The following is a 15,394-nucleotide window of genomic DNA, read 5'->3' as shown; positions in this document are numbered from 1 at the left end:
TCAGCCGGTCGGCGCGTCCGGCTCGAACATCTCCGGCTGCCACTCCGCGACGATCTCCCGCAGCCGGACGTGCCCGTCGAGCTGGCACAGGATCGCCAGCGTCCCCATCGTGACCCGGTGGACGAGCAGGAACCGCGGGGGCAGGTTCAGCGACCGGCCGATCGCGGCGTCCGGGCTGCGCAGGTCCCCGACCCGCTCGGCCTGCCGCTGGATCCAGCGACGGGTGAAGTGGAACTCCTCGACCTCGAGCGGCTCAGTGAACGGGGCCAGGTAGGCCAGGACCTGCTCCTGCTCGATCCGGGCACCGGAGCGGACGAAGCCCGCCGAGCGCATCAGCGCCATCAGGTCCCCGCCCCGGCCCTGCAGGGCGTACTTGGTCATCGCGACGAGCTCGGCCGGCATGCCGTCGGGCAGCCGCGCGACGGCGCCGAAGTCGAGGACCAGCAACCGGCCGTCGTCGAGGATCCCGAAGTTGCCCGGGTGCGGGTCGGCGTGCAGCAGGCGGGCCCGGTCGGGCGCGGAGTAGTGGAACTTGGCCAGCAGGTTCGCGGCGTGGTCGCGTTCGTCGACCGACCCCTCGCGGATGACCGACGCCAGCGGACGGCCCTGCACCCACTCGCTGATCACGGCCTTCGGCGCCGAGCCGATCACACGCGGGACCTTCACCTCCGGGTCGCCCTCGAAGATCGCGGCGAACTCGCGCTGGTAGGTGGCCTCGTCGCGGTAGTCGAGCTCCTCCTCCATCCGGTCGCGGAGCTCGTCGATCAGCGGCCGGATCTCCATCCCCGGCACCAGCGGTTGCAGGACCCGGCTGAGCCGCCCGAGCTGGCGCAGGTCCGAGCGCAGGGCCTCCTCCGCGCCGGGGTACTGCACTTTGACCGCGACCTCGCGGCCGTCGGACCAGACGGCCTTGTGCACCTGCCCGATGCTCGCCGACGCGGCGGGTGTCTCGTCGAACTCGGCGAACCGGCTCTTCCAGGAGCGGCCGAACTGCTGGGTCAGCATGTAGTCGACGTCGGACATCGGCATCGGGGGCGCCGCCGCCTGCAGCTTGGTGAGGGCCTCGCGGTAGGGCTCCGCGAACTCCTCCGGGATGGCGGCCTCGGCGACGCTGAGCGCCTGCCCGAACTTCATCGCACCGCCCTTGAGCTCACCGAGGACGGCGAACAGCTGCTCGGCGCTCTTGGCTGCCAGCTGGGCCGAGATCTCGTCCCGGTCGCCGCCGGTGAGCCTGCGCCCGAACCCGGCCGCGGCGCGCCCGGCGACGCCGAGCGGGAGGCCGGCGAGCTTGGCGGTCCGCGACGCGGCGCGGCGGGGAATGTCGCTCACGCCCCCGATTGTCCACCCGGTGACGGTCCGCGCGCACGCCGCGTCAGGGCGAGGCGCTGTTGCGGGACGGGGAACGGCACCCGCGCGCACGGGCAACCCGGGCGGGACCGCACGTCACGCACGGTGATCGTCCCGGCGTGCGGGTCGAGTTCGAGCTCCGCGGCGAACGACGCCGGCGGCGGACCGCCACGGGCCGGGCCGTCCAGCGCGGCGAGCACCTGCGCCACGGCCAGAGCCCCGGTAGCCGTGATGACGTGCGGGTCAGCCGTCGCCGGCCCGGGAAGGGCGGTCGCCGGGGCCGCGCAGCCCCGGCACGGCCCACGCCCCGGCAGCACCAGCGGCCCGACCAGCCCGCGGCCGTCGCGCAGCGTGACGAGCAGCTGCTCGACGGGGCCGGCCGGGACCGGGCCGTGCGGCCCGCTCCCGGCCAGGACGATCAGATCCGGCGCCCGCCGTCCGGCCGGGCCGGTCACGGTCCGCGGCCGTGCGAGGCCGTCCGGCTCCCGGACGGTGCCGGAGGTCACCCGGGCGTCCGGACCGCCGAGACCGGCCCGGGCCAGCCCGTCGGCGACGGCCACCGCGAGCTCTCCCTCCCCGTGGACCCGCACGAGCGCGGAGGACCGGGCCCGGCGCACCCGGTCCGCACGGTCGGCGTCGACCAGCAGGCCCTCGCGCAGCAGGACGCCCAGCAGCGCGGACACCGCGTCGCGCGGTGGGCCGGGCGGGGCGCCGGCCAGCACATCGGCGACGGCACACGGGCCGCCCGCGATCCGGTCCAGCGCCGCGACGGCGGCGGGGGACAGGTCGTCCACCAGCCGTCCGCGGCGCGGGTCCGTACCGACCCGGAACGCGCCCGGGCCGGTGCGCACGAGCGGGACGTGCGGGGGCGCGCCCAGCCGGGCGGGCAGTCCGGTCATCCGCACACGGTGCGCCCGTCGGGGCGCGGCCGGTGCCCGGTCCGGGACACCGTTCGCGACCGCACACGACGCGTGCCCCCGCCGGGCCCGCGGAGCTGCGGCCCGGGCGAACGGTCCAACGGCGCGGGCACCGGGGTCACCTCGCAGGACGGTTCATGACTCCGCAGTACCCACAGCGCCCGCGTGGTCGGGGAGGGGCCTGCGAGGTGTCGCTGCGCGCTCGCCCACCGCCGCGGCTGAGCCGGTCGTGTGATCGGAGGAGCCATCCGGCGGCACCGGGGTCCGGGCCGTGCCCCCTACGCGCGCGGGCGGCCTACCCTGGAGCGCATGGCGAGCCCCCCGGTCGAGGTCCGACGCAGTGCCCGCCGGCGGCGGATGGTGAGTGCGCGGCGCGAGGGCGACCGGGTCGTCGTCTTCATCCCGGGGTGGATGTCCGCCGAGCAGGAACGCGACTGGGTGGCCGAGATGGTCCGCCGGATCGAGGCCAGCGAGGCCCGCCGGCGCTCGCCCGGCCGGCGCGGCGACGAGGCCCTGCTCGGCCGCGGAACGGAGCTCTCGGCCCGCTGGCTGGAGGGCCGCGCCGTGCCCGTCTCGATCCGCTGGGTGCCGACGATGCGCACGCGCTGGGCCTCCTGCACCCCGGACGACGGCACCATCCGGATCAGCGAGCGGCTGCGCGACGCGCCCGGATGGGTCGTCGACTACGTGCTGGTGCACGAGCTCGCACACCTGCTGTCCGCGGCGCACGACGACGTCTTCTGGTCGTGGGTGTACCGCTACCCGCGCACCGAGCGCGCGATCGGCTACCTGGAGGGCCTGAACGCGGCCGCGGCGCTGGGCATCACCGGGGTGGACGGCGATCCGGCGACCGAGGACGAGTCACCGGAATCGGACGACCTGCTCGCCGACACCCGCCCGACCGGCACCGCCGGTCCCTGAGCGGCCGCCCGCACTCGGCCGGGCGAGCGGGCGATCATCGATTGTGGAGCGCCACGTGCGCTCACCGCACGCCGCGCTCCACCACGGTCGACCCCGAGGTCAGGAGCCGGGCTTCTCCGGGCCGGCCTCGCCGGATCCGCTGTCCTCGGAGCCCGGGTCGGGGTCGGCGTCGGCGGAGCCGGACTGCTCCTTCTTCTCCGCGTCGGCCTTCTCCGCGTCGGCGGCCATCTGCCGCTCCAGCGCCGCGATCGGGTCGTCGAGGACTCCGCCGTCGGACGATCCCGCGCGCACGAACGCGGCCGGGTCGTCCAGGTCGTCCGCCGACGGGATCAGGTCCGGGTGCGCCCAGACCGCGTCCCGGCCCGCGACGCCGCGCTCCTCGGCGAGCAGCGTCCAGAGCTCGGACGCCGCCCGCAGCTTCCGCGGCCGCAGCTCCAGCCCGACGATCGTCGCGAACGCCTGCTCGGCGGGCCCGCCCGACGCCCGGCGGCGGCGCATGGTCTCGCGCAGCGCCCCGGCGCCGGGCAGCCGGTCGGCCAGCGCCGCGGCGACGACGGCGTCCACCCAGCCCTCGATCAGGGCGAGCAGCGTCTCCAGGCGGGCCAGCGCCGCCTTCTGCTCCGGGGTGTCCTCCGGCTCGAACATGCCCGAGGACATGGCCTCCTGGATCGACTCCGGGTTCGACGGGTCGATGCCGCGGGCCAGCTCCTCGATCCGGGAGGTGTCCACGGTGATCCCGCGGGCGTAGTCCTCCACCGCGCCGAGCAGCCGCTCCCGCAGCCAGGGCACGTGCGCGAACAGCCGCTGGTGGGCGGCCTCGCGCGCGGCCAGGTACAGCGTCACCTCGCCGGCGGGCCGGTCCAGTCCCTCGGTGAACCGGGCGATCGCCTCCGGCAGCAGCGCCGCCGTCCGCTCCGGCCCGACCGGGATGCCGAGCTCGGTGGAGGTCAGCACCTCCTTGCCGAGCTGCGCCAGGCCCTGGCCGAGCTGGCTGCCGAACGCCATCCCGCCCATCTGGCCGAGCATGCCGATCATCGGGCCGGCCGCGCCGCGGACCTCCTCGGGCAGCCCCTCGACCCAGGCCGACGACAGCCGGTTCGCCACCGGGTCGCACAGCCGCTTCCAGGTCGGCATCCCGGCGCGCACCCAGTCGCTCGGCGTCCAGGCCTTGACCTCGCCACCGCTCGCCGGGAACTCGGTCGCCGGGTCCAGCCACAGCTCGGCCAGCCGGACGGCCTCGGTGACCGCGGTCCGCTGGTCGTCGGTCAGCGAGGACGTGGTCTGCGCCAGCTGCTGGGTGGCCAGCTGGGCGGCGAGGTCGTAGTTGACCGGGCCGCCGTCGCCGGAACCGGTGCCGGCGTGGCTGAGCATCTGGCCGAGCTGGGACAGCATCTGCCCGAGCTGGCTCATGTCGAAGTTGCCGCCGGGACCGCCCGGCATCCCGGGCATCCCCGGCAGGCCGCCCATCCCGAAGGCGGCGAAAGGATTCTGCGGCGCACCACCCTGCTGCCCCCCCGGCGCGTCCCCGGACGGCGGGTGCGAACCGAACCCGAACGGATCCTGCGGGCCCTCCGGCTCCTTGCCCGAACCCTCACCGGAACCCTCGCCGGAGGACGGGTCGGAGGCGCGCTCGTCCTTGTCGCGGTCGCGGTCGCCGGGTCCGAAGCCGAACGGGATGTCGCTCATGGGCCCCACCGTACGCGGCAGCGCGGGCGCTGTCGGCAGGTGACGGCCCTGGTCGGCCGGTGTTCGCGGGCAGCGGAGAAGACCGGTCGGACGACCGTGCCCGGGCGCGCGGGAGAGGGCCCGTCGGGCCCCGGGCCGGCGACGCGGGCGGGCCGAAGGGGCAGGTCGAGGTCAGCCGCAGGACGCGGGCGTACCGCCGCGGTCGAGCGTCTCCAGCGCGTCGACGGCCTCGCCGAGCGTGCCGACCCGCACGAGCTGCAGGCCGCCGGGGGCCTCCGCCGCCGCCTCGGCGCAGTTCGCCGCCGGGACGAGGAAGGTCTGGGCGCCGACCTCCTGGGCGCGCAGCATCTTGAACCGGATCCCGCTGATCGGGCCGACGTCGCCCTCGGGGGTGACGGTGCCGGTCCCGGCGACGAACCGCCCGCCGGTCAGCGGGTCCGGGGTCAGCTTGTCCACCAGCGCGAGGCTGAACATCAGGCCCGCGGAGGGCCCGCCGACGTCGCCGAGGGTGATCGAGAGCCGTTGCCCGTCGGCGGGGGAGGTGGCCGGGGTGATGCCCAGGAACGCGCGGTCGGGATCGTCCGGGTGCCCCCTCGGGGTCACGCTCACGTCCCGCGGCGCGCCGCCGTCGCGCACGATCGTCAGCTCCAGCGGCTCGTCGGGACGGACGCGGGCGAGCGCGTCGAGCAGCCCCTGCACCGAGGTCACCGGGCTGCCCGCGACCGCCCGGATCTCGTCCCCTGCCTCCAGCACCCCGGCCGACGGCGACCCGTCGGTCAGCGCGCCGACGGTCACCCGGGTCGGCAGCCCGAGATAGGTCAGCGCGGCGGCCTCCGCGTTGGCGATCGAGCCGTCGAACTCGACCTGGTTCTCTGCCGTGACCTGCTCCACGCTCATCCCGGGCTGGTACAGCGTGTACCGCGGGGCCAGCCGGTAGTCGCCGGAGGCCCACATCCCGAGCGCGCGCAGGGTCGACACGCCGTCGGTGACGCCGACGGTGGTCATGTTGAGGTGCCCCTCGGTCGGGTACGTCGGCAGCCCCTCCGCCGACACCACCGGCGTGCCGTCGACGTCGCCGAGCGTGTCGAAGGTCGGGCCGGGGCCCAGCGCGACCACCGGGGCGGGTACGACCGCGCCGACCGCGACCAGCCCCAGCAGCACCAGGAGCGCCGTCACCCACGTCGATGATCGTACGCCCACGCGGGCACCCTACGGCGGTGGCCGCCCCCCGGCGCCGCCGCCCCGGCCGGGCTCCCGCGGGGCCCGGGGACAGTCGTCGCCGGGTGCCCGAATCGTCGTTTTCTCCCTGATACGGCGGGAGGCAACCGGGAACTCACGGGACCTCCGTAGAGTTGCCTCGAGGAGAACCGTGCCGTCGCTCCCCGCCGGCCGCTCTCCGAGCGTGTCGTAACCGAGCTGTGGAGCGTGCCCGTGTCGTCCATGCGGCCCCCTGTGGGAGCGCCGTCGCTGACCCGCCGAACCCGGATCCTGCTGGTCGCCGCGGGCGTCCTCGTAGTGCTTCTGCTCGGTGGCTCGCGGCTGCTGAACTTCTATGTCGACTATCTCTGGTTCGGTGAGGTCGGGTTCCGGAGCGTGCAGCTCACCCGGATCTTCACCCAGGTCGTGCTGTTCGGGGTGGTCGGCCTGCTGGTCGGCGGCCTCGTCGCGCTGAGCCTCTGGCTGGCCTACCGCTTCCGCCCGGTGTTCGTGCCGGTCTCCGGACCGGAGGACCCGGTCGCCCGGTACCGCACCACGATCATCCAGCGGCTGCGCCTGTTCGCGGTCGGGGTGCCGGTGGTGGTCGGGCTCGTGGCCGGCCTCGCGGCGCCGGTGCAGTGGCAGACCGTGCAGATGTTCCTGCACGGGACGCCGTTCGGGCAGGCGGACCCGGAGTTCGGCAACGACATCGGGTTCTACGCCTTCACCCTGCCGTTCCTGCGGATGACGCTGAACTGGCTGTTCGTCACGATCGCGATCTGCTTCGTGCTGGCGCTGGTGACGCACTACATCTTCGGCGGCATCCGGCTCTCGGGCCGGTCCGGCTTCGTGTCCGCGGCCGCACGGGCCCAGCTGGCGGTGCTCGCCGGTGTCTTCGTGCTGCTCAAGGCGGTCGCCTACTGGTTCGACCGCTACGACCTGCTGTGGTCGAACCGGAACTCGCAGACGTTCTACGGCGCCACCTACACCGATCTCAACGCCGTCCTGCCGGCCAAGCTGATCCTGCTGATCATCGCGGTGATCTGCGCGCTGGCGTTCTTCTTCGCCGCGTTCCGGCAGAACCTGCAGATCCCGGCCGTCGCCGTGGTGATGCTGGTGATCTCCTCGATCCTGGTCGGCACGGCGTTCCCGCTGGTGCTGCAGCAGTTCGTCGTGGCGCCGAACGCGAACGAGCGGGAGGCACCGTCGATCGAACGCAACATCGCCGCCACCCGGGACGCGTTCGGAATCGGGCCGGACAAGGTCAACATCGTCGACTACGCCGGGGAGTCCGAGGCGACGCCGGCCCAGGTCCGGGCGGACACCGACACCATCCCGAACATCCGGCTGCTGGACCCGGGCAAGCTGAACCGCACGTTCACCCAGCTGCAGCAGCGCCGGAACTTCTACGGCTTCGAGCCGAACCTCAACATCGACCGGTACACGATCGACGGCGAGACCCAGGACTACGTGGTCGCGGCCCGCGAGCTCGACGCGAACGCCCTGGTCAACAACCAGCAGGACTGGATCAACCGGCACCTGGTGTACACGCACGGCAACGGTTTCGTGGCCGCGCCGGCGAACCGGGTGAACGAGGCGCTCGAGGACGCGGGCGGCCAGGGCGGCCTGCCCCTGTTCACCGTCAGCGACACCCAGACCCAGGGTCAGATCCCGGTCGAGCAGCCGCGGATCTACTACGGCTCACTGCTGGACAACCAGTACTCGATCGTCGGGGCCGAGCCGGGCACCCCGCCGCGGGAGTACGACTCCGACGAGTCGCAGTACACCTACACCGGCGCGGGCGGCGTCCCGGTCGGCGGCCTGTTCAACCGCACGGTGTTCGCGCTGGCCTACGGCGAGCGGAACATCCTGTTCAACAGCTCGATCAACCCCGACTCGAAGATCATGTACGTCCGGAACCCCCGGGACCGGGTGCAGGCCGTGGCGCCGTGGCTGACGGTGGACAACGACCCCTACCCGGCCGTGATCGACGGGCGCATCCAGTGGATCGTCGACGGCTACACCACGCTGCAGAACTACCCGTACGCCGAGCGGGTCGAGCTGGGCGACGCGACCGCGGACTCGCGGCTCGGCCCCGGCGGGCAGCAGCTGCCGAACGACACGATCAGCTACCTGCGCAACTCGGTGAAGGCCACCGTCGACGCCTACGACGGCACGGTGAAGCTCTACGAGTTCGACGAGCAGGATCCGGTCCTGAAGACCTGGGAGAGCGCGTTCCCGGGAACCGTCGAGCCGCGCTCGGCGATCTCCCCGGAGCTCGAGGCGCACCTGCGGTACCCGGAGGACCAGTTCAAGGTCCAGCGTGAGCTGCTGACGCGCTACCACGTGGACTCACCCGGAGAGTTCTTCTCGACGGTGTCGTTCTGGGACGTCCCGTCCGACCCGACCCAGCAGGGTGCGGGCAACGGCGAGGGTGGGCCGCAGGACGCGCAGCCGCCGTACTACCTGTACGCGGGCATCCCGGGACAGGAGGGCGCGTCGTTCCAGCTCACCAGCGCCCTGGTGAGCCTCCGGAGACAGTTCCTCGCGTCCTACGTCTCGGCGGCCTCCGACCCGGAGAACTACGGGCAGATCACGGTCCTGCAGCTGCCGAACGACACCCAGACGCTGGGTCCGCAACAGGTGCAGGCCCAGTTCCTGGGATCGCCGGAGGTCTCGCAGGAACTCAACCTGCTCCGGCAGAACCAGACCACGATCGACTACGGCAACCTGCTCACCCTGCCGGTCGCGGGCGGCCTGCTGTACGTCGAGCCCGTCTACATCGAGCGGGCCGGCCAGGACGTCTCCTACCCGCAGCTGGCTCGGGTGCTGGTGAGCTACGGCGGCCGGGTCGGCTACTCGGCGAGCCTGTCCGAGGCCCTCGACGAGGTGTTCGGCGCGGGTGCCGGCGCGGCCGCGGGTGAGGCGGCGCCGACCAGCGGCGAGCAGCCGCCGGCCCAGGCCGGGTCGCCGAACGGCCAGGCGCCCGAGCAGCCCCCCGCGGCGGGGGCGCCGAACGCGGCGCAGGCCGGTGCGGCGCAGGAGATCCGGGAATCCCTGAACCGGCTCCGGGAGGCCCAGCAGTCCGGTGACTTCGCCGCCCAGGGCGAGGCGCTGGCCGAGCTGGACCGGGCGGTCTCGGACTTCCAGAACGCCGGCGGCTGATCTCCTCCGGGACACCCGACGGGCCCGGTACCCCCTCGCGGGGGTGCCGGGCCCGCCGTGTACGGTGGGGACACAACACAGACGGGATCGCACGCGGTCCCGGACGGCGCGGGGTGGAGCAGCTCGGTAGCTCGCTGGGCTCATAACCCAGAGGTCGCAGGTTCGAATCCTGCCCCCGCTACCACCACGAAGGGCCCCGGCACACCGGGGCCCTTCGTCATTCCCGGGTAGCGATCTTCAGGGGGACCCCCCTCGGAGCCCGGATGAACGGGCGGGGTACGGTGGGGACACAACACAGACGGGATCGCACGCGGTCCCGGACGGCGCGGGGTGGAGCAGCTCGGTAGCTCGCTGGGCTCATAACCCAGAGGTCGCAGGTTCGAATCCTGCCCCCGCTACCACCACGAAGGGCCCCGGGAGACCGGGGCCCTTCGTCATTCCGGGGCCGTTCAGCTCTCGCGGGGCGCGACCTCCAGCACCCGGAACCCCTTCTCCGAGGTCAGCCGGGTCGTCGGGAAGCCCTGCTCGGTCTCCAGCCAGCGGTGCAGCGAGTCCGAGCCCAGGTTCTTCGCGACGACCAGGTACGCCCGCCCGTCCGGCATCAGCCGGGGCAGCCAGCGCAGCAGCAGGGCGTGCAGGGCCGGCTTGCCCGAGCGGATCGGCGGGTTCGAGTAGATCCCCGCGAAGGCCAGCTCGCCGGGCACCTCGTCGGGGTGGCAGGCGGTGACGTTCCCCAGCCCGGCGGTCTGCGCGTTCGCCCGGGTGAGGCCCAGGGCGCGCTCGTTGAGGTCCACCGCCCACACCGGCAGCCGCCGGCGCCGGCTCGCCACGGTGAGCGCGATCGGGCCGTACCCGCAGCCGACGTCGAGCAGCGGGCCGCGGACCGGTGGCATCGGCGCGGCGTCCAGGAGCACCGTGGTGCCACGATCGACGCGGCTCTGGGAGAACACCCCGGAGTCGGTGGCGAGCGTCAGGTCGACGCCCTGAGAGTGCAGCCGGACGCTGCCGGGTCGGCTCGCGACGGACGGGGCGGCGGTGAAGTAGTGGTCTCCCACGCCGGTGGATGCTACGGCGCGCAGAATGGCGCCATGACGACCCCGATCGACGTGCCGATCAGTACCGAGCCGATCCGGATCGGCCAGTTCCTGAAGCTGGCGAACCTCGCGGAGGACGGCGTGCACGCCCGCGAGCTGCTCGAGGCCGGCCTGGTGACGGTCAACGGGACGCCGGAGCACCGGCGGGGTGCTCAGCTACGCCGTGGCGACGTCGTCGCGGTGGACGGTGCCGAGGCCCGCCCGGCCTGAGACCCGGTCGGCCCGGGCCTCACCAGCCGAGCTCACGCTCGAAGTGCTCGGCGAAGTACGGGGCCATCGACTCGGCGTAGGTTGCGGTCAGGTGGTTGTCGTCCATGTAGACCATGACGTTGCCGATCTCGGCGGGGCAGACGTCCGCCTCGCAGATGGCCGGCGCGGTGTCGATGAACGTGGTGCTCGGCGGGAGGTCCGGGATCGCCGCCCACGGTGGCAGCGAGTGGTACACGTCGTCGCGCGGCATCCCGCAGAGCTCCGAGCCGCGGCCCTCCCGGCTGATGCAGTCCGGGACGAAGAACGGCGGGCGCGGGTTGTCCCGCACCGCGACCACCGCGATGCCCTCGGCGTCCAGCCGCTGCCAGGACTCGACGAATCCCTGCGGCGTGACCTCGGTCAGTCCGGGGCGCACCTCGCGGGTGGCGAGGGTGAGGACGGCATCGGGCCGCTCCTCGACGAGCTGCTCGGCGACCTCGGCGTTCCACTCCGCGCAACCCGGGTGGGCCCACTCGGACTCGGCCACGGTCGACATCGGGCAGGCGCCCCGGAAGAAGCCGATGATCTCCCAGTTCCGCTCCTCGGCGACCGGCATGATCGAGGCGACGTACTGCTGGGCATGCGAGTCGCCGACGACCGCGACCTGGCGCTCGGCGGTCTCCGGCTCGGGCGCCGGGATCACGCAGCGGAAGACCTCGGGCCGGTCGATCTCCTCGCAGTTCCACTCACCGCGCCGGTAGCTCCAGTCGTCACCCGCCTCGACCAGCGACGGGGCCAGGTCGACCTCCGCGGTGGGGGCCTCCTCGGCGTAGCCGGCGTACTCGAAGCCGGGGGCCAGGGCGACGGCGCCGGGGTGGGTGGCCGAGCCCGGCTCCACCTCGACCGACGAGCGCGCCCAGGCCACGCCGAGCCAGGCGGCGGCGCCGACCACCACGACGAGCGCGAGCGCCCCGCCGGTGCGCAGCGCGTGCCGCACGTCCAGCCGCTGGATCGGCTGCTCGACGTAGCGGTGGGTGAGCCAGGCCAGCACCAGCGACACGGCGATCACCGCGGCGCCGGAGTAGAGCCCGAGCCGGTCCCGGTCGGTGCTGACCAGTACCAGGATCAGGATCGGCCAGTGCCACAGGTAGAGCGGGAAGCTGATGTCGCCGAGGCCCTTCATCAGCCGCCCGGACAGCAGGCGGTCGACGCCGAGCCGGTGCCCGCTCTGCCCGGCGACGAGCACCATCGCGGCGGCCAGCGTCGGCCACAGCGCGGCCCAGCCCGGGAACGCGCGCTCGACCTGCAGCAGCACACCGCAGGAGACCAGCGCCAGCACGCCGAACCAGCCCAGCGCCGCCCGGGCGCCCGGGGTCAGCTCCGGCCGGTGCTCGATCCGGGAGATCCACAACGCGAGCAGGCCGCCCAGCGCGAACTCCCACACCCGGGTCAGCGAGTGGAAGTAGGCCAGCGGCTGGTTGACCAGGGTCAGGTAGACCGAGTACGCCAGCGACGCGCCACCGATCACCAGCAGCGTGCCGGTCAGCCGGGCGTGCAGGTCGCCGCCGTCGCGGCGGGCGGCGAGGACGACGCCGGCCACCAGCAGTGGCGCGACGAGATAGAACTGTCCCTGGATCGACAGCGACCAGAAGTGCTGGGCGATGCTGACGGCGTTGCCGCGCGCGGCGTAGTCGACGGCGTCGTGCGCCAGCTGCCAGTTCTGCACGAACAGCAGGGAGGCGACCGTCTCGCGGATCGTGTCGATCCAGCGGTTCTCCGGGAGCAGCAGCGCCCCGGCGGGGATCCCCGCCGCCAGCACGACGGTGATCGCGGGCAGTAGCCGGGACAGCTGGCGGCGCCAGGTCCGCACCAGGTCGATCCCGCCGCGGGTGCCCGCGCGGTACAGCCCCCCGATGATGAGGAAGCCGGTGATCAGGAAGAAGACGTCGACGCCGCCGGAGACGCGGTCGAACCAGACGTGGTAGACGACGACGAGCGCGACCGCGAGGGCACGGAGTCCTTGGAGCTCTGGCCGGAAGCGCGTTCCCGAACCGCTCGGGGCGGTACCGGTGCGGGGCGACGAGGCTCCACCGGGAGGCGTCACGAGCAGAGGGCTCCTTCCGGCCACTCAGAGGTCGGACGGAGTGTAACCGTCTCCGCTGATGACGACGGCGGACAGGTCATCCCGCCGGACCGTCGTCACACGAGCCGTTGCACCCCGCCCACGGTACGTGACCGTGCGGCGGGGTGCAGGCTCGGACGAGCTAGTAGCCGATGTAGCTGCCGGAGGCGTTGGTGCGCCCGCCCGAGGCCAGCGTCTCCTCGCCGTAGCGGTCGATCATGTACCGGACGCCCGCGGTGATGTTCGCGATCGGGTGGGTGATGTCCTGGTGCGCGAAGTCGGGGTGCACGTAGGCCGCGAAGGTCGACGGGATGACCTGCATCAGGCCCTCCGACGGCGTGCCGCGGGCGGCGTTGGAGTCCCAGTTGTTGATGGCGTCGGGGTTGCCGGTGGACTCCTTCATGATGATGTTCTTCACCCCCGCCGCGTACGACTGCGGGAGACCCATGTGGTCCAGCGCCTCGGCGATCCAGGCGTCCACGCCGCCCTGCGAGATCAGCGAGTCCAGCTCGGCGCGCTCGGCGATCCGCTTCGCCTCGGCCTCGGCGGCCAGCCGGTGCTCCTCGGCGATCTGCGCGGCGATCTCCCGAGCCTTGCCCATCGAGGCCAGGTCGGCGTCGTCGGCCGGCGCAGCGGCCTGCAGCGCGCCCGCGACACCCGCACCGTCGAACGAGACGGGGCTGAAGTGACCGGCCGGGCCGCCGTCCGGCGCGCTCACGGCCGACGGGATCGTCGCGGAGTGCGCGGCCAGCGTGGTGGCCGTGCTGGCCTCCTCGGCCTCGGCCTCCGCGGCGGTCCCGTCCAGGACGGACGGGACGACGGCGAACGCGCCGGAGGCGAGCACCCCGAACGCGGCGCCGGTGGCGGCGGTCGTCGTCCCGGCGCGGCGGGCCGCGTGACGCGGGGCGTAGCCGGGTTTCGGGGAGCGGATGGAGCGTGCAGCGGTCATCGCTGCGGGTGCGGTCGCCACAGGCCGGGGAAACGCATGGCGGGCACCGGGGGAGCGGTGTCCTGACAAGGGGGAACCTTTCGCAATCACGGTCGGCTCGACCACGAGCGGCCGGGTCGGGGGTCCCGGGTGAGCCGGTGGGGAGTCCGGCTCACAGCCCGCTCGTGATCGGGCCGTGATGACTGCAGAGCACAGTAGAGCGAGCCGCCGGGTGGGTCCAGCCCCGGGGGTACCGGTCGGCGGATCGGACATACCGCTCACCGAAGACTCGATCTTGAGGATGTTTCGCAGGCAACCCGCCGGACGGCCGATCGGCCGTGACCGGCGGCGGTCGCCGCAGGTGGCGGGCTCGCGCCGAGCGGCGTGATACTGAAGCGAGCTTCAGAGTTCGCAGTAGGCGAAGGGGCGTCCGGAGTGGTCCCACGGCGCCCCGCGGGGAGTGTGAGGGCATGGAGTCGAGCGATCTGCTGACCATCGGGGAGATCGTCGAACGGAGCGGGTTCCCGCACTCCGCGCTGCGCTACTACGAGCGCGAGGGGCTGATCACCGCGAGCCGTACCGCGGGCGGGCAGCGCCGCTACCGGCGCAGTGTCCTGCGGCGGCTGGCGTTCGTGCGGGCGGCGCGCTCGATCGGCATCGGGCTCGACGAGGTGCGGGCGGCACTCGACTCGCTCCCGGCCGAGCGGACCCCGACCAAGACCGACTGGGCGCGGCTGTCGCGCTCCTGGCGGGGCCGGCTCGACGAGCAGATCGAGGCCCTCACCGCCCTGCGCGACGGGCTGGACGGCTGTATCGGCTGCGGGTGCCTGTCGATGACCTCCTGCCAGCTGGTGAACCCGGACGACGCCGCATCGGTGCTGGGCGACGGGGCCCGGCGGCTGCCTCCGGCACTGCGGCGCCCGCCCGTGCACGGGCGGTGAGATCACCCGGCGCCCACGGGCGCCGACCTCGTCCGGCGGGCGGTGGACCCGGGCCGGAGAGCCCCTCGACGCCTGTCCGGACCGGGCCGGAAGCACCTATTCTGGACGGCGTGACCGATCTCGCGCGGGACCGCTGGCTGACCTTCGACGGCCTCGCCAACGCCCGTGACGTCGGCGGCCTGCCGCTGGCCGGGGGTGGCAGCCTCCGGACCGGGGTGCTGATCCGCACCGAGTCCCTGGAGGGGCTCAGCCCGGCCGACGTGGCCCGGTTGACCGGCGAGTACGGCGTCGTCCAGGTGCTGGACCTGCGCAAGGACGACGAGCTGGCGATGTACGGCGCCGGGGCGCTGGCCGAGGCCGGCGTCGTCGTGCACCGGCTCAGCTTCATCCCGGAGGAGGGGCGCGAGATCGCCGCGCTGCCCGAGCTCGGCGACGACGCCGACCCGATGGTCGGCCACTACCTGGCCTACCTCGGTCACCGCGCCGCGAACGTGGTGGAGGGCGTGCGCCGGGTCGCCGAGCTCGACGAGGGCGCGACCGTCGTGCACTGCGCGGCCGGCAAGGACCGGACGGGCGTGCTGGTCGCGCTGATCGCGTCGGCCGCGGGGGTCCCGCGGGACGAGGTGGTGGCCGACTACGCGCTGTCCGCGACCCGGATCACCGCGCTGTTCCGGCGCTGGACGACCGCGGCCGGGCAGCCCATGCCCCCGCCGGAGGAGATCGACCGGCACCGCCCGCGCGCCGAGGTCATGGCCGCGTTCCTGCGGCTGCTCGACGAGCGCCACGGCGGCCCCGTCGGGTGGCTGCGCGAGCACGGCCTGACCGACGACGAGCTGGCCCGGCTGAGCGCACGGCTCCGGGACGGCGACGCCGCCTGATCATCGACG

The 15,394-nt window shown here is 73.7% G+C and carries 12 protein-coding genes and 2 tRNA genes; 7 read left to right on the top strand and 7 right to left on the bottom strand.

All coding sequences use genetic code 11. The annotated features are described in order from the left end of the window. On the bottom strand, positions 1-1,329 hold the full coding sequence (locus WIS52_RS13380) for an ABC1 kinase family protein (protein ID WP_349298538.1): 1,329 nt from the start codon (positions 1,327-1,329) through the stop codon (positions 1-3). Continuing rightward, positions 1,326-2,246, bottom strand: a complete 921-nt coding sequence (locus WIS52_RS13375; protein ID WP_349298537.1) for a hypothetical protein — start codon at positions 2,244-2,246, stop codon at positions 1,326-1,328. The genes WIS52_RS13380 and WIS52_RS13375 overlap by 4 nt, the downstream gene beginning before the upstream one ends. A 327-nt stretch (positions 2,247-2,573) precedes the next feature. Between WIS52_RS13375 and WIS52_RS13370 the strand changes: the two genes are divergently transcribed. Continuing rightward, positions 2,574-3,185, top strand: coding sequence for a M48 metallopeptidase family protein (locus WIS52_RS13370; RefSeq protein WP_349298536.1), 612 nt, complete (start codon positions 2,574-2,576; stop codon positions 3,183-3,185). Positions 3,186-3,284: 99 nt separating this feature from the next. On the opposite strand, the gene WIS52_RS13365 is transcribed toward WIS52_RS13370, so the two are convergent. Together WIS52_RS13365 and WIS52_RS13360 are read right to left on the bottom strand one after the other, a co-directional pair. Continuing rightward, positions 3,285-4,871: a zinc-dependent metalloprotease gene (locus tag WIS52_RS13365; RefSeq protein WP_349298535.1), complete on the bottom strand. Its 1,587-nt coding sequence runs from the start codon at positions 4,869-4,871 to the stop codon at positions 3,285-3,287. Between the two features lie 171 nt (positions 4,872-5,042). After that, positions 5,043-6,047, bottom strand: a complete 1,005-nt coding sequence (locus WIS52_RS13360) for a YlbL family protein (RefSeq protein ID WP_349298534.1) — start codon at positions 6,045-6,047, stop codon at positions 5,043-5,045. A 264-nt stretch (positions 6,048-6,311) separates the two neighbouring features. Between WIS52_RS13360 and WIS52_RS13355 the strand changes: the two genes are divergently transcribed. From WIS52_RS13355 to WIS52_RS13345, 3 genes are all read left to right on the top strand, one after another. Next, positions 6,312-9,233, top strand: coding sequence for a UPF0182 family protein (locus WIS52_RS13355; protein WP_349298533.1), 2,922 nt, complete (start codon positions 6,312-6,314; stop codon positions 9,231-9,233). 107 nt (positions 9,234-9,340) lie between these two features. Further along, positions 9,341-9,417, top strand: a tRNA-Met gene (locus WIS52_RS13350). A 140-nt stretch (positions 9,418-9,557) separates the two neighbouring features. Beyond that, positions 9,558-9,634, top strand: a tRNA-Met gene (locus tag WIS52_RS13345). Positions 9,635-9,682: 48 nt separating this feature from the next. Here the strand turns inward: WIS52_RS13345 and WIS52_RS13340 are convergent. Further along, a complete protein-coding gene (locus tag WIS52_RS13340; protein WP_349298532.1) occupies positions 9,683-10,288 on the bottom strand; it encodes a class I SAM-dependent methyltransferase in 606 nt (201 codons plus the stop codon). A gap of 33 nt (positions 10,289-10,321) precedes the next feature. On the opposite strand from WIS52_RS13340, the gene WIS52_RS13335 reads away from it, so the two are divergent. Next, on the top strand, positions 10,322-10,537 hold the full coding sequence (locus WIS52_RS13335; RefSeq protein WP_349298531.1) for an RNA-binding S4 domain-containing protein: 216 nt from the start codon (positions 10,322-10,324) through the stop codon (positions 10,535-10,537). A 19-nt stretch (positions 10,538-10,556) separates the two neighbouring features. On the opposite strand, the gene WIS52_RS13330 is transcribed toward WIS52_RS13335, so the two are convergent. Both WIS52_RS13330 and WIS52_RS13325 read right to left on the bottom strand, forming a co-directional pair. Then, complete coding sequence (locus tag WIS52_RS13330; RefSeq protein WP_349298530.1) at positions 10,557-12,620, bottom strand: acyltransferase family protein; 2,064 nt, start codon at positions 12,618-12,620, stop codon at positions 10,557-10,559. Positions 12,621-12,780: 160 nt separating this feature from the next. Continuing rightward, the gene (locus WIS52_RS13325; RefSeq protein ID WP_349298529.1) at positions 12,781-13,587 is read right to left on the bottom strand and encodes a transglycosylase SLT domain-containing protein; all 807 of its coding nucleotides are present in this window, start codon (positions 13,585-13,587) and stop codon (positions 12,781-12,783) included. 449 nt (positions 13,588-14,036) lie between these two features. Here WIS52_RS13325 and soxR point away from each other — a divergent pair, with 449 nt between their 5' ends. Together soxR and WIS52_RS13315 are read left to right on the top strand one after the other, a co-directional pair. Beyond that, positions 14,037-14,507 carry a redox-sensitive transcriptional activator SoxR gene (gene soxR, locus WIS52_RS13320; protein ID WP_349298528.1) on the top strand — a complete coding sequence of 157 codons (471 nt, stop codon included), beginning with the start codon at positions 14,037-14,039 and terminating at the stop codon, positions 14,505-14,507. Positions 14,508-14,617: 110 nt separating this feature from the next. Further along, on the top strand, positions 14,618-15,385 hold the full coding sequence (locus tag WIS52_RS13315; RefSeq protein WP_349298527.1) for a tyrosine-protein phosphatase: 768 nt from the start codon (positions 14,618-14,620) through the stop codon (positions 15,383-15,385). Positions 15,386-15,394 lie beyond the last annotated feature (9 nt).

It is taken from the genome of Pseudonocardia nematodicida (assembly GCF_040105385.1).
Lineage (GTDB): Bacteria > Actinomycetota > Actinomycetes > Mycobacteriales > Pseudonocardiaceae > Pseudonocardia > Pseudonocardia nematodicida.
The sequence above is the reverse complement of the archived record's forward strand: the minus strand, read 5'-3'. Positions and strand labels throughout refer to the sequence as shown.